Here is a 20,881-nt window from a genome sequence, read left to right as displayed (position 1 = left end):
CTCACGACGACCCGGTCACCCAGTGGGTGAGTGCGAGAAGCGCGAAGGCGATGGCGACGACGAGGCCGACGTTCCCTGCCGACAACACGGTGCCCGACAGCAGTCCGTTCCACACTGCCCCGATAATCAGGAAACTCCCGCCCGAGGCGTAGAGGTATCGTCGGTGCCAGTCGGTGAACGTTCCACCCCGTGATTCGTCCGCATCGACGGGTTCGTCGGCCGGGCCAGTGCTGGCAGTTTCGACGGAAGGCTGTTCGTCGTCGTTCAGACGGATCGACTCACGGTCGAGGTAGCCGTCGAAGCGCTCGGTTCGCTCGGTCGTCCGCACGTGGCCGCGGTCTTTGTCGTACTCGACGACGCCGACGTCGTCCATTTTCGGAAGGTGTGACTGGTAGAGTGCGATGTACACACGCTGGCGCTGCTGGGAACGGAGATTCTCGACGGTCGTGTCGTTCTCCAGTGCGGCGATGTGCTCGGCGATGTCTTGCATCCGGGCGTAGCCGTCGTCGCCGTATGCCCTGATGTACGCGAGGACGCGTCGGCGTCGCTGGGACTGGAGGATGTGGAAGACGTCGTCTCTCGTCAGGTCTTCGGCCTCGGGTTCGATGTCGGGTTTCGGACACTTCGCGGTATCCTCGGGGCCACTGTCTGCCGACCCAGCAGGCGAGTGACTCTCGGTCATGTCCGTTCCTCCTTGTCAGAGAATGAGTGGTGCTCAAAGGGTCGTAGCTGCAGCGAATCCGCGCGTCGGTCAGGACTATTCGGCACGGGAGCCCGCCTCATCGTCCCGCTCGGGAGTAATCGAGTCAGGTTCATCACACCTTGCCGGATTCACGCCGATAAAAAAGACGTTCTGACGGCACCCTCTAGCCGTCAGCTTTCCGCAGTCGCGTGCAGGTTTGCGGCCCCTGTCGCCAACGCGTTGACGACCGTTCGCCCGTCGTCCTCGCGGACGACGAAGCCATCGTCGGAGAGCCGCTGGAGGTGATACGATAGCGTCGCCTCCGTCAACCCGAGGTGGTCTGCCAACTCCTGACCGGTTGCCCGGTCCAGTCGGTCCAGCGCGACTAGGATGGCACGTCGGGTGCCGTCCTCCAGCCGGACCGGTGACAGGGCGTCGTCGAGGCCGGCCGGTGAGAGGTGGGTCCGACCACGCTCTGTGGTTCGTTCGACCAGTCCAGCGTCGACCAGTACGCGGACGTGGTACCTGACGGTCGAGACGGGGGTCTCGGTCCGTCGGGCAAGTTCAGTGAGGTATACACCGGGGTCCTCGCTGATGACGTCGTAGAGCCGTTCCCGGGTATCGTGGCCCAGCGGCTCGACGTCACCGAATCGGGAGTTCCGGACCTCGGTAGTGGTGTGTCCTCGTCCCCCGGCCGCCGCCGAGGTCACGACGTCCGCGTACGTCGTTCGGCTATCTGACACCGATTCGACGTAGTCGACGGTCTCGGTCTGGTAGATGGCCGCCTGCCCCGTCCGGTCACCCGACGCAGGTGCGAGCGTGCTCTGTGCGGTTGCAGCCGCGGGGGTGACGGTAAGGACAGCGACGGCCACGAGGGTGACGACCATCGCTCGTGGGAGTGGACGCATGGCTTGTGCCTCCGATAGGTGCCACCCTGCACTGCACCGCGTTCGGCACCCATCGGACAATTTCGAGGGGAGTGTATAACGCTACCGTCGAGTTGGTTACGTTTAGCTGTCTCCCACCGACTCACGTGTTACGACGGGAAACCAGAGTGAAACGTGGTACACGTGACCGTCGTTGTCGGGGGACACCGTGGACGGTCATCACCCCGGTCAGTACTCCTTGTAACCCCGCTCGAGTCGCTTGATGGTCGGCGACGCCCCCTCCACGGCCCCGATGTGGTCAAGCAGTCGACGCTGGAGTCGATCGGCCACGTCCCGGTAGTTCGGTCGCCCGGCGAGGTTGATGCGCTCTATCGGGTCACGGCGGAGGTCGTAGAGGTATCGCTCGACGTAGTTGTCGCTGGCGGGTTCGCCGTTGCCACCGCGCCACCCTGTCTCTTTCGACGCGGCGACGGCGTACTTCCATCGGTCCGTCCGCAGAGCGCGGCCCATCTGTGATTCGCTTATCTGGACGAACGCTTCGCCATCTTCGTCGGGTTCCTCGCCCCGGATCACGGGGAGGAGACTGTCTCCGTGTAGCTCTCCCGGAACGTCCAATCCAGCGGCGTCGAGTAACGTCGCCGGGAGGTCGATAGTACTGACCACTTGCTCGATGCGACCGCCTTCCTCGAAGCCTGGGCCACTGAACAACAGTGGCACGCGGACTGCCGAGTCGTGCGGTGAGCGTTTGTACTCGCCCGGACGCGTCCGGAAGTGGTTGCCGTGATCGGACGTGTACGCGAAGACGGTGTCGTCGCGGACGCCGATGTCCTCGAGCCGCCGATGGAGTCGGTTCATGGCCTCGTCCACCCGCCGTATCATCCCGTAGTAGTCCGGCAGTTCGCTGTACCAGTCCCCCGGGCAGTTCTGGAGGTCGGCAGGGACGTGTGGGTCCTTCTCGTAGCGCTCGGCGTACCCCTCTGGAGCGACGAAGGTCCACATGTCGTTCTGGTGGTGGGGTTCGACAAGCGAGACGACGAGGAAGAACGGCTCTTCGAGTGCGTCGAGGGCGTCCACAGCGAAGTCGACGAACGCGTCCGTCCGGTACGTATCGAAAGTCGCCTGCTCCCCGTCCTCGTCGTACAGATAGCCCTCAGTCGGTCGGGAGGTGAACTCGGGGACGTCCGCTGCCCGCCAGAAGTCGTCGTATCCGCCGCGCATCTCCGCCGGAACCGGCGCGTCGAAGGTCCCACCGACGTGCCAGTTGCCGACGAACCCGACGTCGTAGCCCGAGTCGGCGAACCGATGTGCCAGCGTCGTCTCGTCGGGGTCGATAGCGAGGCCCTCGCGCCACACGTCGTTCTCTGTCGGGTACTTGCCGGTGTGGAAGGCGGCCCTGTACGGCGCACAGACCGGTTGCGGGGTAATCGCGTGTTCGACGACGGTTCCGTCACGGGCGATGTCGTCGAGGGTCGGTGTTAGGTCGTGTGGACAGCCATACGTGCCCAGCGTGTCCCACCGCTGCTGGTCCGTCATCACGACGAGGACGTTGGGTGGTGTGTCGCTGGTCATGTGTGTACTGTATCAGTCATGGGTTATCTATTCCGGGGCCGTGTCCTCGCTCCGTTTCGAGCGCTGGTTGGCCACTCGGTTCTTGATGGACGTCGCCGTACTCCCGAGGATACTCGGGAAGTCCTGTCGGACGGATTTTTCACGCATCCGGTCGGCCGGACCCGACACGGAGACGGCTGCTATCGCAGTGTTGTTCTCGTCCGTAATCGGCGACGCCACACAGTGACGGTCCGCCTCCAGTTCGCCGCGGTCGTGTGCCGTCCGGTCGTCGTGTATCGTCTGGAGTTCTTCGAGCAGCGTCTCACGGTCGGTGATAGTGTTGTCCGTGAGTCTCGGCAGTCCCGACTCGTCGAGAATACGGTCGCGTTCGTCGTCGGGCAGGTACGCGAGAATCGCCTTCCCGGCTGCCGTCGCCGTCAGCGGGACCCGTTTCCCTTCGTACAACTCCGTCGGCGGCTCACTGCTCGTAGTCACGCGAGCGAGATAGACGCCCCACGTGTGTTCCGGAATCATGATGCTCGCTACCTCCCCCGTCGACTCCGAGAGGTTCTCGAGTGGTCGCTGGACGACGCGGTAAATGGGCATCCGTGTCCGGACGCTCGCACCGAGGCCGAGAAAGCCCAAGCTGAGACGGTACTTTCCGTCCTCCCTGATTACGTACTCCATCTCGTGGAGTGTGTGCAGGTGTTTGTGGACCGTGCCTTTACCGAGCGACAACTCGTCGGCGAGCTCCGTGACGCCGACGGCGTCGCGGTCCCGGAGCGCGTCGATGATGCGGAAGGTCGTGACCGTCGTCCGGGCGACTCTGCCGTCCATCTCGTCTGGCTCCGGGACAGTGGGACGGGGCATGGAGGAGACTCAGGAGTGGCGATGTCATAAATGTTCACGTATCATGAACAGAATAGCGGAGTGGAATCTGTACTGACCGTACCCATCTTGGCTGGTTCGACCACCAGATGTCGTCGGTCCTGCATTACACAGCCGTTAATAATCTGACCCCGGGTCTCAGATGCACCTATGACGTTCCGTCGTACGACTCTCTACGTAGCCGTGGCGGGGCTCGTCCTCGTCGCGAGTACGCTCGGTGGTAGCGGCGTCGTCGCACACGCTGACGGACACACGGAGACACCGGCCGGCGATAGCGAAGTGACCGACGCCGAGCGGTTGCTCCAGCAGTTAGATACGTTCCTCGAAACCGTCGCGGACCTCCTGCGAACGGTGCGTGAGATAGCCGAAGTGATTGGCGCGACTGAGGGCGAGGACTGAGGAGCCAGTACACGGCCACCTTCGACTGCTCGGTCCTGTACACGCAGAGATGTTTGTAGACAGATACGTTCTCCATCGCCGGCACGTAGTGTTTTATCCGAGAGGGACAAACGCGCTGACAGATGTCGCTCCTGTTCGACCACGTCATCGGGCGCTTCGACCTCGATGGTGCGACCCTCCACGCGGCGACGGACGCCGACCTCGCCGACGGGGGACCGTCAGTTCCAGCCAGACCCATCGCCGAGTTCGCCGGACACCACGACAGTCTCGCACATCCGGACGAAGACTGGACGTGTATCCCGCTCCACACCACAGAGTCGGCGACGCTCACGGACTCGTTCGTCGCGTTCACAGACCATTCCCTCCACGGGCCGATTTTCGTATTCGAGCGCGACGGGGACAGGGACTTTCTCGACGCCGAGGCGTTCGGCGAGACGCGACTCGCGAACCGCGTCCGGTTTTGGCACTCCGACTACGTTCCCGAGACGTATCCGCCGACATACGACTCGCCAATCGACGACAGTGAACCGGCCACTAACCCGGTGGAACCCGACGCTCTCGTAGACGCGCTCCAGTCGTTCGTCGAGAACGAGCGAGCGGCGACTCGGGAGTCCAACCGGGAACGAGCGACCGGGCAGTCCCCCCGAGGGCTGTACGAGGCAGGCGGTGACGCGATTCCGAGGCTCCACGCCGTAGGCTCGGAAGGGAGCGGTGAGTACCGTTTTCGAGTGGACCTGCCGGCGCACCTCGAATCGCGACGTGACGGCGACTGGGCGTTCTTCGTCGAGTCCGAGTTCGGGATTCACGAGGGCAACGAGGTGCTGGTCCACGCGGTCGACGGGGCCAGTCCCGACCCGTTCCCCGTCGAGGCGACGGTCGAACGCATCCGCGGGCTGAACGTCTGGCTCAGAGTCGACTGGAGTGCTGTCTCCGGGGCGACGACGCTCGACACCGCACTCGCTGGAGGGGACACGACGGTCGGCCTCACGGCGCTGTTGAACCCCGTACCTTTCGACAGAGAATCGGCCGCAATCGAAGCCTTACGCGACCACCGACTCGGCGAGGTACTGGCGGGCACGCGGCCCATCACTTTCTCGAACGGAGCCGCCGCACAGAGCCAACAGCGAGACACTGCACTCAATCAGGAACAACAACTGGCTGTCGAACACGCACTACTGGCCGACGACCTGTTCTGTATCCACGGCCCGCCGGGAACCGGGAAGACACGGACGCTCGTCGAAGTCGTCAGGCGCGCCGCGGCCGCCGGCGAGAGCGTCCTCGTCTGTGCGGACTCCAATCAGGCCGTCGACAACCTCGTCGCTGGGTCCTCCACGGCTGACGACGCCGACCCTCGCTCGCTCCACGCCTACGGCCAGCACGGCGACGGAGAGTTCACGATGGACCGGGTAAACGCGAGCAACTCGGCTAGCGACGTCGTCGCCCGTGCGTACGGGGACGTTCCGGGTCGGGCCGACGTGGTCGCAGCGACGAACAACAGCGCCGCGACCCTCGCGCGGGAGTTCGACCTCCTCGTGCTGGACGAGGCGACCCAGTCGACTTGCCCGGCCTCGTGCATCCCGCTCGTGCGCGCCGAACGCGCGGTGTTGGCCGGTGACCACCGCCAACTGCCGCCGTACAGCGCGGGCGAGGCCCCGCCTGAGTCGAGTTACGGTCACTCCCTGTTCGAACACGTCTACGCCGACGGCGGCGTCTACGAGGGGGTGGGGCTCCAACTCCAGACCCAGTACCGGATGCACCGGGACATCGCGTACTTCCCGAATAGACAGTTCTACGACCGAACGCTCCGGAACGGTCGTGCTGTGGACTCGCTTCCCGACAGGCCCGCTATCGAGGGGTACAACGTCGGTGGGTCCGTCGAGACGGTCGAGCACTCGAAGGCGAACCCGACGGAGGCGCGGCTAGTTACCCACATCGTCGAGGACCTACTCGACGACGTTCCACCCGAGGAAGTCGGCGTCATCACACCCTATACGGCGCAGCTAGGGTGTATTCGCGACACGCTCGCTGAACATCTCGACTGTGCCGACCGCGTCACTGTCGACACCATCGACTCGTTTCAGGGGGGCGAGCGGACGGCTATCGTCCTCTCGTTGGTCCGGAGCAACGGTGACGGCGACGTCGGCTTCCTCGGCAGACCCGTCGACGGTCCTCGGCGGCTGAACGTCGCGCTCACGCGAGCGAAGCGCTACTGTGCCATCGTCGCCGACTGGCACACGCTCCGGTACGACGCCGACGGCAAGTGTACGGACTGCTACGAGTCGTTCTTCCAGTTCTTCGAGAACACGAACCGTCTGAGCGCCGTCGACCCGGACTTCATCCCCGTTTGACGGGCACTCTTTACTAGTAGCGGGACAGCGAAGGGGAACGGTATGGACCCAAGTGAGGTTCTCGATGGCGCCACCGTCGTCGTCGCAGACGGCGTGTACGCGGTCTGCCGAACCGACGACCCGGACCCGGACGCGTTCGCGACCATCCAGGACGACTCCGAGACCACGGTCGTCGTCGACGAAGCCAGTCCGACCGTGGCGGAGGCTGTCGAGGTAGACCGTGGCTGGCGACGATTGACCTTCGACGTGACACTGCCGTTCGATCTCGTCGGGTTTTTATCGGTTGTCGCCTCGGCGCTGGCCGACGCCGACGTGTCAGTATTCGTCGTCTCCGCGTACTCGACCGACCACGTCCTCGTCAAAGCGTCGGATCTCGATAGGGCCACCCAGACGCTCCGTGAATTAGGGTGTACGGTACGACGCAAGTAGTGGGTCGGTCCGAGAGACCGCTATGTCTGAGCTCAGGAACGGGACTCGACGACCGTGTTCCGGAGAGTGCCGACGCCCTCGTACGTAATCTCGATGGTATCGCCGGGCTCGACGGTCCCGGGATTCGCGGGACTACCGAACGCGATGGCGTCGCCGGGTCGGAGCGTGAACCGTCGCGAGAGGAACGAGACGATTTCGTAGGGGTCGAACAGCATCAGTTCCGTGTTCGCCGACTGTCGGGTCTCGCCGTCGACGACCGTCTCCATGTCGATGCCTCGGGGGTCGAGGTCGGTCTCTAACCACGGGCCGAGCGGTCCCGACGTGTCGAAGGCCTTGCGCGCGGTGCGGCCCTGTTGGTCGAGCGCGTCGACGTCGTTCATCACGGTGTACCCACGGACGACGTCGGGGACGTCGTCCACCTCGACGTCCCGGCAGCGTTCGTCGACGACGGCGACGAGTTCGCCTGCGTAGGTTAGTTCGTCGGTCCAATCCGGATACCGAATCGGCTGGTCCGGCCCGACCAGCGACGCTGGCGGTTTGATGAAGAAGTCCGGTTCGTCCGGTCGTTCGTAGTCCATCTGCTCTAACGTCTCCGCGAAGTTCCGGCCGACACAATACAGCGCGGACGGCGAACAGGGGTAGGTCAGTTCGCCGTCGCGCCCGACGACGTACTCGCCCTCGTCTGTCGTCACGATGCCGTCGGCGTAGCGACCACTGACTACGCCTTCGGGTGTCTGCATGCGTGCGAGTTTCATATCGGTGCTGTGGTAACGGGACGGAAAGAGGTACTGGAACTGACTGACCTTCGAACTCGAACACTCACTCTGAACGATGTCGCTATCTTATGAGGGGTAATTCGTTCGGAACTCGTGCCACATTCCGTGAAAAGCATCCATATTCGAAGAAAAATGGAAATTATGTGTCCATATATGCTAATTTAGAGTTCGTCTTGTAACTATGACTATAAATATAGTCAATAGGGCATTATAATCTCAGATATGTAGTGGTAGTTCGATTTCCACAACCATAATCTGGCACATATAGGTATAAGTGTAGATCGTGGGCGTTTCGTGTTACTATGATTGGTGACGGATTAGCAATATATCCGATGGAAGAATTTTCGAAAATCACTCTGGGGATACTCATGATTCCAGAGACAGTGTGCCGGTAGCCAGTGACGGTATACCGTATATATCCGAGTCCCGAACGTCTAAGTAGTCCGGTAGTCAAAATTCTAAACAACATGGACAACGACAAGCGGCCCGCTGAAACGGTCGAAGCCGTCGAGCGGGCAGTCGGTGTCCTCACCGCACTCAAAGATCTCGACGGAGCCGGTGTCACGGAACTATCTGAATATTTGGGGATGTCTAAGAGTGGCGTTTACAAGCAGCTCTCGACTTTGGTGAAAACGGGAATGGTGACGAAACAGCAGACCGAATACCGGTTGAGTTTCCGATTCCTCTTGCTGGGTGAGTACGTCAAGACAAACAGCCAGTTGTACGCCATCGGGGCCGACGAAGTGGACAAACTGGCCGAGAAAAGCAACTACTTCGCCTACCTCACCGCAATGGACTCGGAGTACGCGTACTGTATCCACACTGCCGATGGTGAAGACTCCGTGGTGCCGAACCTCAGTGTCGGAAAGCAAATTACGCTCCACAGTTCTGCCGCGGGGAAAGCAATCCTTTCCCGGTTGTCCGACGGGAAGCGTGACCGGTTGCTAAACGGCACGCTAGCTGGGAAAACCGAGAACACGATTACGGACCGAGCGACGTTAGAGGACGAACTCCAGACCATTCGACAGGAGGGCATCGCGTTTGAGGACGAAGAGAACGTTCCGGGGATGCGCGGCGTCGGTGCTCCCATTCTCTCGGAGGATGGCGGCGTCGTCGGTGCCGTGGCCGTCTCCGGCCCCCTCTCTTTGTTGACCGAGGACCACTTCACCGAAGAGGTTCCGGCGCTGGTCAGGCAGACGAAGAACTTCGTCGAAGTCAAGTTCTCGCTCGAATCGCGCGACCCACTCGGAGAGGGGTCGCACATCCCCGAAGACCTCTACTGACCGTTCCGTCGTCGGCGCCATTGCTCGTCTATACCCGGTCGATATCGGTGGAAAGGACGAAAGGAGTGACTGGGTCCGTCAGGAGTAGCCCTGTTCGAGCGTCACTACATCGTCTCCGACCGTATCTGGTCCACTGTTGATATGCGTGCCATGAGTGCTTGTGAGATGACAACATACAAGATGCGGTCCGTCTGTGGCCGGCCAGGCATTCGAAAACGGGTCACCACACTACCGAGGTCCGCTGCGACACGGTTGCGCCGTCCGGGTCGACGTGGCCTCAATTACGGCGTGAAGATGACCTTCTGGGTCTCGTGGTTGTCGAACTTTCGGAACGCCTCTTGGACCTTCTCCTCCTCGAGTTCGTACTCGTGGGAGATGATCTCCTCGGCACGGTCGTTACCAATTTTCTCGACGATGAACTCCGCGATTTCGGGCCACTCGTAGCTTCGGAAGTACCACGACCCCATGTAGTCGACCTTCTTGTGGATGAGGTCTTCACTGGGGTTGAGGGTCACTTCGTCCGTCTCGCCGATTTGAGCGAACGTACCGTGTTTCTTGACCAAGTCGAAGCCCATCTCGATGCCAGGCTGGGCGCCCGAACAGTCGACGACGACGTCGAGTCCGCGTCCGTTCGTAATTTGGTCGGTCCGTTCCTGCGCGTCTTCTTCTCCGGGGTCGACGGCGTACTCGGCACCGAGGTCCAGACCCTTTTCCCGACGGTGGTCGACGAGTTCGTACGCGACGACATCGGCTCCCATCGCGTCCGCGTTGAGGACGCCGGCGAGGCCCATCGGTCCGAGGCCGATGATGCCCACCGTGTCGGTGCCGTTGACGTTACACTCGTTGAGCGTACTCCAGAGGTTGCCGAGGGCGTCCGTCGCGATAGCGCCGACACCCATGCTCATCTCGTCGGGCATCGGGTGACAGGTCGACGCCGGTGTGACGAGTTCCTCGGCGTCACCGCCGTGACGGTCGAACCCCAGAATCTCGACGTCCGGGCAGAGGTTCGGTTCGCCTCGCAGGCAGTATTCGCAGTGTTCACATCCCGCGAAGCAGTTGATTGCGACGCGGTCGCCCTCGGAGAGGTGGTCGACGTTGTCGCCCACTTCCGAGATTGTACCGGCAGGTTCGTGGCCGGGAACGACCGTACCTGCGGGCTTACTCCCGACGAGCGGGTTGCCGTTGTAGAGGCTCATGTCGCTCCGACAGAGCGCCGCCGCACCGATGTCGACGCGGACTTCGTCCGGGCCGAGCGATTGGTTGTCCCAGTCCTGTACGTGTGCTTCTTTATCGCCTGGTAGTACGACTCCTTTCATAGGTGGTCACCTTCGTGTTTCGTGCGCATACTTATTAATTTTTTGACAGTTTGTTTACGTGTGAGTTCGTTGTCAGTCGGCCGACTGACGAGCGCGTCCCATCATCATCCCGACGAGTTCGTCCTCGGTCACGTCGGTCAGGTCTTCGACGCCGACGAGTCTTCCGGATGCGAGGATTGCAGCCCGGTCGGCCACGTTGAACACCGCCTCGAGATTGTGGCTGATGAAGATTATCGTCACGTTCTGCTCGTTGAGCCGTTTGATGAGGTCCAGCACTCGCTGAGTCGCGTCCAGCGAGAGCGCGCTGGTCGGCTCGTCGAGGATGACGATGTCCGGGTCCGACTGAAGCGCCCGGGCGATGGCGACGCTCTGTTGCTCACCGCCGGAGAAGTTCTTGACCGCACTCCCCGGGTCGAGGTTCAGTTCCAGTCTCGAGAGTAGCTCCGAGGCCTCTCGCTCCATTTGATCGTCGTCGACGAACCGGAGTAGCTTGCCCAACGGGCCGCTCTCCAGTATCTCGTTGCCGAGGAAGATGTTCTGTGCGACCGTCCGGTTAGGGGCGATAGCGAGGTCTTGATAGACCGTCTCGATACCCCGCGCCTCAGCATCGTTGTAGTCGCCGATTTCTGCTTCCTCGCCGCGGATGTAGATGGTCCCGCTCGTCTGCTGTAGGACGCCGCTGATTATCTTGATCAGGGTTGATTTCCCGGCGCCGTTGTCACCGACTAGCGCGAGCACCTCATTCTCTTCGATACCGAACGAGACGTCTTCGAGAGCCTGCACCTGCCCGAACTGCTTCGAGATGTGTTCCAGTTCGATGACTTCGCTCATAGGAAGCTCCCCTCCTCGTCCCTATCGCGGAGCGCGACGGCGGCGATGATGACGACGCCACGGATGAGCTGTTGCCAACTGGAACCGAAGCCCAGCAGCGTGAGTCCGTTGTCGATGACACTGATGAGCAACGCACCGAGTATCGTTCCGACGATACTCCCGCGGCCACCGAACAGCGAGGTACCGCCGATGATTACGGCGGCGATGACCGCGAGCTCGATGCCCGAGGCCATGTCGGCGCGGGCCGCACCGAGTCGCCCGATGAACAGCAGTCCGGCTATACCGGCGGCCAACCCGGCCAGCGCGAGCGTCATAATCTTCACGCGGTCCGTGTTGATACCCGAATACCGGGACGCCTGCTCTGAGTCACCGGTGGCATAGACGTGTCGACCGAACCGGGTTCGCCAGAGCGCGATACCCGCGACGATTGCCAGCCCAAGCGCCCACAGGATGAGAACCGGTACTGGCCCGACTGTTCCGCCGAATGCCGTCTCGAACGCGGCATTCCTGACGATGATGGGTCGTTGTTGGGAGACGATGAACGCGGCCCCTCGGGCGATACCCAACGTACCGATAGTCACGATGAACGACGGGATACCGAACCGAATCGTCACGAGGCCGTTAGCCAGCCCGAAACCCAAGCCGACCAGCAGACCGACGACCGCGCCAGCGAACGGACCGACAGCGTTGATGACGAGCCCTGCCGAGACGGCACTCAGTGCCATCACGCCACCGATGGAGACGTCTATCTCCGCGCTGATGATGACGTAGGTCATTCCCAGACCCAAGACGATGACGATAGACGTCTGCCTGATGATGTTCACGAAGTTCCCGATGGAGAAGAACACGGGGCTCGTCGCTGTGAAGATACCACCGAGAAGTACGATTGCACCGACTAGGAGTGCGATTTCGCCGAATCGCCCGAGTCTGTCGCTGACCAGTTTTCCGATGTCGGATGTCGATGTCGTCGCCATCAGTACCATCTCATTGGAAGTGCTTCGTGACCGTCTCCGGCGGTTCCTCTTTCAGTATCTCCGGGTACATCTCCAGCAGGTTCTGTCGTGCCACCGGTGGCGAGGGCAGGCCGATGTACGGCGGCGTCTCCTTCCCAAGCAGGGCTTTGGCCATCACGTCGACCTCGGTAAGCCCCTGCGCATACGGTTGTTGGGACCCAACGCCCTTGAGCGCGGAACGCTCGGCCATCAGCACTGCACTCCGTTCGCCGAGATCACAGGAGGTGACCGGAATGTCCATGCCTGCTTGACGGATGGCCTGAATGGCCTGTGCGCCCGGCGCATCGACCCACGGTGCCCAAAGCCCCGCCGCGTCTGGGTTTGAGGTGAGTGCGTCCTGCGCAACCTGAAGCACCTTCCCCGGGTCAGTAAACCCGTAGGTCTTCACTTCGTAGTTCCCACTCTCCTGGAGGACCTGCTTGGCCCCCGTTTCCCGTTCATCGACGACGTAGAACGGCACGTCGAACTCGAGGAAGATAATCTTGCCCGAGTCCACGAGTTCCGTCATCATCCGCCCGCCAATTGTTCCCATGCCGCGGTTGTCGGCCGCGACGAGGCCCGCGTAATCGGACGGGTGCTGGAAGCCCTCGGCGACGTTGTCCATGAAGACGAGTTCCTTGCCGGCGTCGAGGACCGCCTGATAGGCATCCGTCGTCGCCGCCGTGTCGACCGGAATCGAAAACACGCCGTCGACGTTGTCTTTCTGGGCGACCGTCTCCAGGATGTTGCTCTGCTTCTGGGCAGAGAAGTCGGGGTAGTGGATACCCGTGATGTTCATGCCCAGGTCACTGGTACGCTTCTTGATGGCTTCACGCTGGAGACGAACCCATGTGTCTCCCTTGTAGTGGAAGACGATCTCGACGTTGAAACCCTCGTTCTGCACGTCTGAGACCTCAGTCTCGGAAAGTGCGACCGACTCCGGTGCGGCCGCCTCTTCGCCGTAGGGACCCTGTCCAACGAGCCCTTCCGGGTCGATGGCGTCAAGGTCGAACTGGACCCCACCAGCGCCACCATCACTGCTGGAGGTGCCCGTGCTGCCGTCTCCCGTAGCGGTACCCCCACCACCATCACCACTGTTACCGTCACCACTGCACCCTGCAAGTCCGATTCCGAGGCCGACCGCACCGATGCCTCTCAAGAACGCTCGACGATTCTTCTGGCTTGTCATATTTACTCTGCACGAATCTGTTTCTGGCCCACCTATATATAATTATTGTTCCGCCACGTAGTCGACGACGTTCCTCTACTACGACATTGGTGTCTGGGATAGTGGGGTACTCGACGAGGTGTCCACAAATACTATTACTGACCGCGAACTGGAGTCTTACAATGAAAACGATTCTGTCTGGTAACCCAGTCGGCAAAGGTCCGAAGGGGGCCGAACCGTCACCGGCAGAGGACGTGGTCCTCTCCCAACAGGACATCGAGCACCTTCGGGCGTCGGACTACACCGTCGCCATCGTGTTCCACTACCTCAAGACGGACTACGTTCGCCTCCAGTTGGACGGCCTGACCACCCGCTTCGAGGACCTCGGCATCAGCGTCGAGGGTATCTACGGGTCGGAGTTCGACGCGAGCAAGCAGGTCGACATCATCAACCGGCTCGCGGCGAAAGACGTCGACGCCCTCGTCTCCATCCCCATCGATCAGATTGCCACCGCGAAGGCGTACCGCAACGTCGCCGCCGCCGGAACGAAAATCGTCTTCATCGACAACGTCCCACAGGGGTTCGAGCATCCCGAGGACTACGCGGGCACCGTCTCTTCGGACAATCAGGGGCTAGGCATCTTCGCTGGCCGGTTCCTCCGCGACAGAGTCGGGTCGGGCACTGTCGGCCTCATCACCTTCGACGCCCCCTTCTACGTCACTTCTGCCCGCGAACAGGGCGTCCGCGACGTCCTCGAACCGGCCGAGGACGTGACCGTCGTCGCGGAGGAGGGTTTCACTGACCCGGACGACGTCTACGACCTCGCAAGCGACCTCCTCACGACGAACCCGGACCTCGACGGCCTCTTCGTCAGTTGGGGCGACCCGCCCGGTACTCAGGCGGCCGACGCCGCACTCGACAGGGGTATGGAGGATCTCGTCATCACCACGACGGGGCTCAGTACCGACACGGCGGCCAACATCGCCATGGACGGTCCAATCAAAGCGACTGGTGCCCAGTTCCCCTATCAGCAGGGCCGAATCGAAGCGGACATGATAGCCAATTCGCTGCTGGCGAACAGTACCCCTCCGTTCATCGCTTCGGGCGTCCTCCCGATTCATCGCGGGAACCTCCTCGACCTGTATCCGACCTACTTCCAGACCGACCCCCCAGAAGACATCGCGGCCTATTTCGACCAGTAACGCCACTCTGGAGCTTTCTGCCACCGTTTTTCCTCCCAGCGAACGCCACTTCCCACCCGTCCTCGTAACGTTGGTACGTCCGTTATCGGTTTTCGAGTGGGGTTCGCAACATCACTAACATATGTACTCCCGTTATTCAGAACTTCTGAGACGGTAGCGACACTTACCGGTCCTCCGACTGACCACCTTCCTCTCGGTGCGAACGACACGACAGCGTTCTCTGCTAGGAAACGACTAGCATGGTTCGTTGAGGCATAGTTTCACCGGGCCGATGTACTATTACGCTGGCCTCCTGTCGTATCACGTTTTCCTGTGGCTGTGTGGCCGCTGACAGCCATTCGCTGCTCGCGAACCCCTGCTCTATCAGGTCCTACGATCCGATTGTTCCGTCCTAAGGGTAGCTAGGGTCGCGTTCCTCGTGTGGTCCATTAGAACTGCACAGGTGCTGGGAACTTGCGTCGCTTCGGATTACGGGCCACAAAAGACGACGTGGGTCAGCCTGCGATTCCGCCGCCCTGAACCGACCTGTCCTCAGGGACGACCCGTGTCCGCACCGCCTCGCCCGTCTCCGTCTCGAAGAGGTGGAGCCGGTCGTCGGGGAACCGCATCGTGACAGTCTCTCCCGCAGTGAACACCCGCTCACCCTCGACCGTCGCAGTAATCTCTGTCCCACCGACAGTTAGATAGACGTACGAGAGGTCACCCATCGGTTCCACGACGTCGACTGTCGCTTCGATAGCGTCGGCGTCCTGGGTCGGCCCCGACTCCAGCGTGATGTCTTCGGGTCTGATACCGAGCGTGACTGACTCCATCCCACCGACCGTGTCGCTGAGCGACGGCGTGACCGGGAGGGTGAGCGAATCGTGTCGGAGCACCTCGCCGTCGACGGTCACGTCGAGGAAGTTCATGGACGGCGACCCGATGAACCCCGCGACGAATCGGTTCGCTGGCGCGTAGTAACACTCCAGCGGTGACCCTATCTGCTGTAGCTCGCCGTCGTTGAGGATAGCTATTCGGTCCGCCATCGTCATCGCCTCTGTCTGGTCGTGGGTCACGTAGATCGTCGTCGTCCCCAGTTCCGACTGGAGGCTTTGGAGTTCGGTCCGCATCTGCGTCCGGAGCTTCGCGTCCAGATTCGACAGCGGCTCGTCCATCAGGAACACCGCCGGGTCGCGGACGATAGCCCGTCCGAGCGCGACCCGTTGTTGCTGGCCACCGGAGAGTTCTCCCGGCCGCTTCTCCAGCAACGGTTCGATGCCCATCAACTCGGCCGCGGACTCGACGCGGTCTGCGATTTCTCGGTCGGTGTACTCACCGGACATCTTCAGCCCGAAGGACATGTTCTCCCGAGCGGTCATGTGGGGGTACAGCGCGTAGTTCTGGAACACCATCGCGATGTTACGCTCACGGGGGCTCTTCCCCGTGACCACGTCGTCACCGATAGCGATGGTTCCCTCACTCACCGATTCGAGGCCGGCGATACACCGCAGGGTCGTCGACTTTCCACACCCGGAGGGGCCGACGAGGACGAGGAACTCGCCGTCGCGTACCTCGATATCGAGGTCAGAGACGGCGACGATGTCTGCACCGTCGTCGTCGTACACCTTCGTCATCCGGTCGACAGTGACAGACGCCATGGGTCACTCCAGCATCGCGGAGAGGTTCTCGCGAGTGGTCAGTGCCGCCTCGTCGGGGTCGAGATGGCCACCAAATATCTCTGCGGTGTAGTGACCGTCGTAGCCGATGTCGTCCAACTTGTCGAACATCGCGCGGAAGGAGAGGTCACCCTCCCCCGGCGGGAGCCGGTCGGTGTCGGCGAGGTGCAAGTGAGCGAGGTTCGCGCCCAGTTCCTCGACGTACGCAGCCGGGGACTCCCCGCGGTGGGCGGCGTGTGCGGTGTCCATCATCGCCGCCGCACTGGATGAATCGACCTCCTCCAGCAGTCGCAACTGCTGTTGAGTCGTCTCGATGAGGTTGACGTCGGCGGCGTTGGCCTCGATAACGACCGTCTTGTCCCTATCCTCGGCGGTGTCGAGGACGTCCTCGAGTATAGCCCGTTGGTTAGCCCACGCGTCCTCGAAGCGCTGACCCTGTAACCGCCACCCACCGACCCAGATGACGATGTCGCTGTCGAACATCTCGGCGACATCGAGACATCCCATGTAGTGTTCGCGGGCCGCCTCCCGTTCTTCTTCAAGCGGGCTGGCTGGGTTGGGGCCAGGCCCACCGCCTAATGCCGGGCAGATGCTCGAAACCGTCATGTCACTCGCGTCCAGTCGTTCTTGAATCGATGCTTGTCGTTCTTCATCCATGTACTGTGGCCACGCGTGCGGCGACGCGGCGCCGAACTCGATAGAGTCGAATCCCGCGTCGTCGACGTGGTCGATAGCGTCTTCCAACGTGTAACTCGGAGTCCACACTGGAAAACTAGCGTACAGCCAAGTGTTGATGCCTAGTCGAACCATCGCACGTATGAGATGCTGACTCATCGTATTTAAATATTTGCCAACGGACCGGGTTCCACCCAAACAATTATATACTATTATTGGCACCATACAGGTATGCGTAGCAGTGACAGCCACCACGCAGTAGAGAGTACGACGAGGACTACCGCCAGCCACCGCCGGACGTTCCTGAAAGGCGGTGCCGCCGGCGCGGCCGCACTCCTCTCGGGGTGTATCGGTTGGGGCGACGGTGGGAGCGGTGGCGGCGGTGGAGGGACGGAGACGGGTGGAACCGTGACCGAGGGCGGCGACGACGACCTCTCTGGGACGACCATCAACATGCTGGAATACGCCGCCGCGCAGGCGGAGGCGACCCGGCAGGTACTCCCGCAGTTCGAGGAGGAGACGGGCATAACAGTCAACTTAGAGACGGCGCCCTACGGAGACCTCATCTCCAAACAGTTCACGTCGCTCGAAGGCTCCTCCGGGAGCTACGACGTCATCGACGTCGACGTCCCGTACTGGCCCGCGTTCGTCAGTAACGACTGGATACAGCCGCTGAACGACCGCCTCGCTCAGAGTGACTTGCCCCAGTCGGACTTTCTCCAGCGCGTCTGGGACGACACCGTCGTCTGGGGAGCCCCGGACGACTACCTGAACCTCGACGCTGGCAACATAATGGGCATCCCGTATCAGCCCAACGTCCTCACGCTGTACTACCGGAAAGACCTGTACGACGAGGCCGGACTCTCGCCGCCCCAGACCCTCGCAGACTACCAGCGGGTCGCACGAGAATTGACCGACCACGACCAGAACCGCTACGGCATGGCGATGATGGCCAAAGAGCACGAATCCCTTCTCGTCGAGTGGAAGAGCATGCTGTACGCCCGCGGCGGGCGCTTCTTCGAGGGTGAGACCATCGAGGAGGCACCCTTCGGTATCAGCGAGTCGTGGAACCCCGTCTTCGACAACCAGACCGCCGTAGATACGCTGAAGTACTACAAAGAACTAGTCGAAGCGGACTACACGCCCGATGGCGTCACGAGTTGGGACTGGACGGACGTCACGCAGAACTTCATTCAGGGACGCCTCGCCACCGGCCAAGCGTTCTCCAGCACGGCCCGTGTCGCGAACGACCCCGAACAGTCAGAAGTCGCTGGCAAAGTTGGGTACGCACCGTACCCAGGGTCCGACGTCTCCGGAACCATGCTCCGACGCCCACACTACGGCACGTGGTCGCTCGCTATCCCGAAGAACTCACAGAAGAAACGCGCCGCGTGGCGGTTCATCGAGTGGCTCTCCAGTACGGACGTGCAGATAGAGCGCGCTCGCTACGGTGCTCAGCCGAGTCGTCAGTCCGCGTACGACCACCTCACCCAGTCGGGCAACGAGGTGTTCCAGACCTCGCCCGCGTTCTTCCAAGCACTGTACGAGGGCCTCACGGAGTACGGCATCGGCCGACCGAAAATCAAGGGCTATTTCGAGTGGTCCAGCACGATGCAGAAGTGGTTGACCCGGTCGATCACCCAGGGCATGGATCCGCAAAAAGCCCTGTCCAACGCCGCTGACGAGACCCGTCAGCTCCTGGAAGAACAGGGCTACTGAGGCCAATGGCGACACGCACACTCCCGTCACTCGACGGGGTCACGTGGCAATCTGTCGACCGTCGGACCGTATTCAAGTACGGGATGGTCTTACCGGCGTTCCTCTACGCCGTCGCGTGGATCGTTTACCCGATGGTGTTCCTCCTCAGATTGAGTCTCTCGGAGGGCGTCGGCGGCGCATTCGTCGGTCTAGAGAACTACGTCGACGTGATTCTCAGCCCCTCGTTCCACGAGGCCGTCGTCGCGACGCTGCTGTTCGCGGTGCCGTCGGTCGGCCTCGAACTCCTCTTCGGGACGGCGCTCGCGATGGCATACAACTCTGTCAACCGGTTCGAGCGGTCGGTCCAGACCATCCTTCTGTTACCGATGGTGCTGAGTACCTTCGCTGTCGGGCTGATGTTCCGGTGGTTCTTCAGTTCGAACCTCGGTATCGTCAACTACTTGTTCGGCACTATCGGTCTCCCGGAACCGGTGTGGCTCAGTGACCCGCAACTGGCGATGGTGACCGTCGTCGCCGCGGACGTCTGGCAGTGGACGCCGTTCGTGTTTGTGCTGGTCTACGCCGGCCTCCAGACGATTCCGGAGAGCCTCATCGAGGCGGCCAAGATAGACGGGGCGACCCGCCTCCAGCGATTCCGATACATCATCCTTCCGCAGTTATACCCCGTGTTGCTCGTGACCGCGCTCATCCGCCTCATCATGGCGTTCAAGGGCGGTGACAAGATATTCGCGATGACCGGCGGTGGCCCCGGTGGGTCGACCAAGACGCTCACGATGCTCATCTACGAGAACGCCTTCTCGTTCCTCAACACCGCGAGCGCGGCCGCGATGTCGTTCCTGTTCCTGGTGTTCATCATCCTCGTGAGCAACGTGTTCATCGCCGCACTCTCACGAGTCAACGAGGCGAGATAATCATGAGTACGACATCCCCACTCGATACAGACGCACTGCTCGATAGAACCGGAACGCTATTCGTCGCACTCGCTACGCTCGTGGCGTTGTTCCCCATCTACTGGATACTCACCCGGTCGGTGATGACGACACGCGCCTCGTTCCGACTGCCACCCATCTGGATTCCGGAAACGGTCACGCTCGACGCGTACGAGTCCATCCTGATTCAGGGCGCGTACTTCGACTACGTCGTCAACAGTCTCGTCGCGACGCTCATCGCCGTCGTCGTCGGGTTGGTACTGGGCATTCCCGCGACGTACGTCATCGTCCGGTACGATTTTGGACTGAACCTCGACCACCATCTGGGCTTTTTCTTCCTCTCCATCTTCATGCTCCCGCCCATCGTCGCGACCATCCCGTACTTCAATATCTTCCGCGCACTGGGGTCGCTGGACAGCAGTCTCTGGCTCGGTCTCGTGTACGCCGTGTTTACGCTTCCGCTCATCGTCTGGTTCACTCGTGGGTTCATCGACGACATCCCCGACAGCCTCGGTGAAGCCGCCGAGGTCGACGGTGCGACCCACCTCCAGACGTTCTATCACATCTACCTCCCGCTCATCAAACCAGGTATCGGCGCCGCCGCCATCATCAGCTTCATCCTGACTTGGAACGAGTACTTTTTCGCGCTCGTCCTGACCCGGACGGAGGCGAAGACACTGCCCGTCGCCACTACCGAGTTCGTCGGCCAGTACAACATCGCGTGGAACGAACTTTCGGCCGGGATTGTCATTACCATCGCACCCGTGGCGGTGTTCCTGCTGGTGACTCAACGGTACATCATCTCCGGATTGACCAAAGGAGCAGTCAAAGAGTGACTTCCCACGGTAGTCGATTCGGTACCTCTGTCAGCTAACTCGCACCGTATCACCGCTTCTCTGACGCGTCCGTTGCGGCGGTCCGCCGATACGATATCGCCCCCGGTCGGCTTCGAAACAGATAGCAGTCGCTCGTGCCGTAACTCGATGAAAACGGTGGGGAAGTGGTGGGGTGGATTGGGGGTGGTGACGGACGGTGGACTGACAGCACCGGACCCATGACTGACGAGTCAGAGGTATCGTCACCGTGGACACTCGTTCTGAGTATCCACTTTTGGATCTCGCCTCCAACTATTAAAAATTTTCTAACAGTCCTTT

19 protein-coding genes are annotated in these 20,881 nt (G+C 61.5%); 8 read left to right on the top strand and 11 right to left on the bottom strand.

Features of this window, described 5'->3' with window-relative positions:
- Position 1: 1 nt before the first annotated feature.
- The 4 genes from EGH21_RS20940 to EGH21_RS20925 all read right to left on the bottom strand — a co-directional run bounded on the left by EGH21_RS20940 (position 2) and on the right by EGH21_RS20925 (position 3,987).
- Positions 2-682 (bottom strand): DUF7344 domain-containing protein, encoded by a 681-nt coding sequence (locus EGH21_RS20940; protein ID WP_220620362.1) that lies wholly within the window; start codon positions 680-682, stop codon positions 2-4.
- A 191-nt stretch (positions 683-873) separates the two neighbouring features.
- Positions 874-1,590: a winged helix-turn-helix transcriptional regulator gene (locus tag EGH21_RS20935; protein ID WP_220620361.1), complete on the bottom strand. Its 717-nt coding sequence runs from the start codon at positions 1,588-1,590 to the stop codon at positions 874-876.
- A gap of 207 nt (positions 1,591-1,797) precedes the next feature.
- The gene (locus EGH21_RS20930) at positions 1,798-3,138 is read right to left on the bottom strand and encodes a sulfatase-like hydrolase/transferase (protein WP_220620360.1); all 1,341 of its coding nucleotides are present in this window, start codon (positions 3,136-3,138) and stop codon (positions 1,798-1,800) included.
- A 27-nt stretch (positions 3,139-3,165) separates the two neighbouring features.
- On the bottom strand, positions 3,166-3,987 hold the full coding sequence (locus EGH21_RS20925) for an IclR family transcriptional regulator (protein WP_220620359.1): 822 nt from the start codon (positions 3,985-3,987) through the stop codon (positions 3,166-3,168).
- Positions 3,988-4,155: 168 nt separating this feature from the next.
- Between EGH21_RS20925 and EGH21_RS20920 the strand changes: the two genes are divergently transcribed.
- The 3 genes from EGH21_RS20920 to EGH21_RS20910 all read left to right on the top strand — a co-directional run bounded on the left by EGH21_RS20920 (position 4,156) and on the right by EGH21_RS20910 (position 7,181).
- Positions 4,156-4,404 (top strand): hypothetical protein, encoded by a 249-nt coding sequence (locus EGH21_RS20920; protein WP_220620358.1) that lies wholly within the window; start codon positions 4,156-4,158, stop codon positions 4,402-4,404.
- A gap of 122 nt (positions 4,405-4,526) precedes the next feature.
- Positions 4,527-6,752 carry an AAA domain-containing protein gene (locus EGH21_RS20915; RefSeq protein ID WP_220620357.1) on the top strand — a complete coding sequence of 742 codons (2,226 nt, stop codon included), beginning with the start codon at positions 4,527-4,529 and terminating at the stop codon, positions 6,750-6,752.
- Between the two features lie 42 nt (positions 6,753-6,794).
- Positions 6,795-7,181 carry an ACT domain-containing protein gene (locus tag EGH21_RS20910; RefSeq protein WP_220620356.1) on the top strand — a complete coding sequence of 129 codons (387 nt, stop codon included), beginning with the start codon at positions 6,795-6,797 and terminating at the stop codon, positions 7,179-7,181.
- 32 nt (positions 7,182-7,213) lie between these two features.
- On the opposite strand, the gene EGH21_RS20905 is transcribed toward EGH21_RS20910, so the two are convergent.
- Positions 7,214-7,936, bottom strand: coding sequence for a fumarylacetoacetate hydrolase family protein (locus EGH21_RS20905; RefSeq protein ID WP_220620355.1), 723 nt, complete (start codon positions 7,934-7,936; stop codon positions 7,214-7,216).
- A gap of 488 nt (positions 7,937-8,424) precedes the next feature.
- On the opposite strand from EGH21_RS20905, the gene EGH21_RS20900 reads away from it, so the two are divergent.
- On the top strand, positions 8,425-9,240 hold the full coding sequence (locus EGH21_RS20900) for an IclR family transcriptional regulator (protein ID WP_220620354.1): 816 nt from the start codon (positions 8,425-8,427) through the stop codon (positions 9,238-9,240).
- Positions 9,241-9,521: 281 nt separating this feature from the next.
- Here EGH21_RS20900 and EGH21_RS20895 read toward each other — a convergent pair whose 3' ends face one another.
- The 4 genes from EGH21_RS20895 to EGH21_RS20880 all read right to left on the bottom strand — a co-directional run bounded on the left by EGH21_RS20895 (position 9,522) and on the right by EGH21_RS20880 (position 13,568).
- Positions 9,522-10,556 carry a zinc-dependent alcohol dehydrogenase gene (locus tag EGH21_RS20895; protein WP_220620353.1) on the bottom strand — a complete coding sequence of 345 codons (1,035 nt, stop codon included), beginning with the start codon at positions 10,554-10,556 and terminating at the stop codon, positions 9,522-9,524.
- Between the two features lie 72 nt (positions 10,557-10,628).
- Positions 10,629-11,387 carry an ATP-binding cassette domain-containing protein gene (locus EGH21_RS20890; RefSeq protein ID WP_220620352.1) on the bottom strand — a complete coding sequence of 253 codons (759 nt, stop codon included), beginning with the start codon at positions 11,385-11,387 and terminating at the stop codon, positions 10,629-10,631.
- Entirely contained in the window at positions 11,384-12,361 is a 978-nt protein-coding gene (locus EGH21_RS20885; RefSeq protein WP_220620351.1) for an ABC transporter permease, read from the bottom strand. The genes EGH21_RS20890 and EGH21_RS20885 overlap by 4 nt, the downstream gene beginning before the upstream one ends.
- A 10-nt stretch (positions 12,362-12,371) precedes the next feature.
- Entirely contained in the window at positions 12,372-13,568 is a 1,197-nt protein-coding gene (locus tag EGH21_RS20880) for a substrate-binding domain-containing protein (RefSeq protein WP_220620350.1), read from the bottom strand.
- A 161-nt stretch (positions 13,569-13,729) separates the two neighbouring features.
- Between EGH21_RS20880 and EGH21_RS20875 the strand changes: the two genes are divergently transcribed.
- Positions 13,730-14,749: a substrate-binding domain-containing protein gene (locus tag EGH21_RS20875; RefSeq protein ID WP_220620349.1), complete on the top strand. Its 1,020-nt coding sequence runs from the start codon at positions 13,730-13,732 to the stop codon at positions 14,747-14,749.
- A gap of 494 nt (positions 14,750-15,243) precedes the next feature.
- Here the strand turns inward: EGH21_RS20875 and EGH21_RS20870 are convergent, their stop codons facing one another.
- A complete protein-coding gene (locus tag EGH21_RS20870) occupies positions 15,244-16,386 on the bottom strand; it encodes an ABC transporter ATP-binding protein (RefSeq protein WP_220620348.1) in 1,143 nt (380 codons plus the stop codon).
- A 3-nt stretch (positions 16,387-16,389) separates the two neighbouring features.
- Positions 16,390-17,148, bottom strand: coding sequence for a sugar phosphate isomerase/epimerase family protein (locus EGH21_RS20865; protein ID WP_220620347.1), 759 nt, complete (start codon positions 17,146-17,148; stop codon positions 16,390-16,392).
- 162 nt (positions 17,149-17,310) lie between these two features.
- On the opposite strand from EGH21_RS20865, the gene EGH21_RS20860 reads away from it, so the two are divergent.
- From EGH21_RS20860 to EGH21_RS20850, 3 genes are read left to right on the top strand one after another with little or no spacing between them, the layout of a single operon-like run.
- Positions 17,311-18,798, top strand: a complete 1,488-nt coding sequence (locus EGH21_RS20860) for an ABC transporter substrate-binding protein (RefSeq protein WP_220620346.1) — start codon at positions 17,311-17,313, stop codon at positions 18,796-18,798.
- 5 nt (positions 18,799-18,803) lie between these two features.
- Positions 18,804-19,709, top strand: a complete 906-nt coding sequence (locus EGH21_RS20855; protein ID WP_220620345.1) for a carbohydrate ABC transporter permease — start codon at positions 18,804-18,806, stop codon at positions 19,707-19,709.
- A gap of 2 nt (positions 19,710-19,711) precedes the next feature.
- A complete protein-coding gene (locus EGH21_RS20850) occupies positions 19,712-20,563 on the top strand; it encodes a carbohydrate ABC transporter permease (RefSeq protein ID WP_220620344.1) in 852 nt (283 codons plus the stop codon).
- Positions 20,564-20,881: the final 318 nt, after the last annotated feature.

Origin of the sequence: Haloarcula rubra (assembly GCF_019599465.1) — an archaeon.
GTDB classification, from domain to species: domain Archaea; phylum Halobacteriota; class Halobacteria; order Halobacteriales; family Haloarculaceae; genus Haloarcula; species Haloarcula rubra.
The sequence above is the reverse complement of the archived record's forward strand: the minus strand, read 5'-3'. Positions and strand labels throughout refer to the sequence as shown.

Bases quoted from the DNA above. Each gene is read 5' to 3' on its own strand.
- EGH21_RS20855 (WP_220620345.1), top strand. From the start codon at position 18,804: ATGGCGACACGCACACTCCCGTCACTCGACGGGGTCACGTGGCAATCT.
- EGH21_RS20905 (WP_220620355.1), bottom strand. From the start codon at position 7,936: ATGAAACTCGCACGCATGCAGACACCCGAAGGCGTAGTCAGTGGTCGC.
- EGH21_RS20935 (WP_220620361.1), bottom strand. From the start codon at position 1,590: ATGCGTCCACTCCCACGAGCGATGGTCGTCACCCTCGTGGCCGTCGCT.
- EGH21_RS20925 (WP_220620359.1), bottom strand. From the start codon at position 3,987: ATGCCCCGTCCCACTGTCCCGGAGCCAGACGAGATGGACGGCAGAGTC.
- EGH21_RS20850 (WP_220620344.1), top strand. From the start codon at position 19,712: ATGAGTACGACATCCCCACTCGATACAGACGCACTGCTCGATAGAACC.
- EGH21_RS20875 (WP_220620349.1), top strand. From the start codon at position 13,730: ATGAAAACGATTCTGTCTGGTAACCCAGTCGGCAAAGGTCCGAAGGGG.
- EGH21_RS20920 (WP_220620358.1), top strand. From the start codon at position 4,156: ATGACGTTCCGTCGTACGACTCTCTACGTAGCCGTGGCGGGGCTCGTC.
- EGH21_RS20890 (WP_220620352.1), bottom strand. From the start codon at position 11,387: ATGAGCGAAGTCATCGAACTGGAACACATCTCGAAGCAGTTCGGGCAG.
- EGH21_RS20860 (WP_220620346.1), top strand. From the start codon at position 17,311: ATGCGTAGCAGTGACAGCCACCACGCAGTAGAGAGTACGACGAGGACT.
- EGH21_RS20900 (WP_220620354.1), top strand. From the start codon at position 8,425: ATGGACAACGACAAGCGGCCCGCTGAAACGGTCGAAGCCGTCGAGCGG.
- EGH21_RS20870 (WP_220620348.1), bottom strand. From the start codon at position 16,386: ATGGCGTCTGTCACTGTCGACCGGATGACGAAGGTGTACGACGACGAC.
- EGH21_RS20880 (WP_220620350.1), bottom strand. From the start codon at position 13,568: ATGACAAGCCAGAAGAATCGTCGAGCGTTCTTGAGAGGCATCGGTGCG.
- EGH21_RS20915 (WP_220620357.1), top strand. From the start codon at position 4,527: ATGTCGCTCCTGTTCGACCACGTCATCGGGCGCTTCGACCTCGATGGT.
- EGH21_RS20930 (WP_220620360.1), bottom strand. From the start codon at position 3,138: ATGACCAGCGACACACCACCCAACGTCCTCGTCGTGATGACGGACCAG.
- EGH21_RS20885 (WP_220620351.1), bottom strand. From the start codon at position 12,361: ATGGCGACGACATCGACATCCGACATCGGAAAACTGGTCAGCGACAGA.
- EGH21_RS20940 (WP_220620362.1), bottom strand. From the start codon at position 682: ATGACCGAGAGTCACTCGCCTGCTGGGTCGGCAGACAGTGGCCCCGAG.
- EGH21_RS20910 (WP_220620356.1), top strand. From the start codon at position 6,795: ATGGACCCAAGTGAGGTTCTCGATGGCGCCACCGTCGTCGTCGCAGAC.
- EGH21_RS20895 (WP_220620353.1), bottom strand. From the start codon at position 10,556: ATGAAAGGAGTCGTACTACCAGGCGATAAAGAAGCACACGTACAGGAC.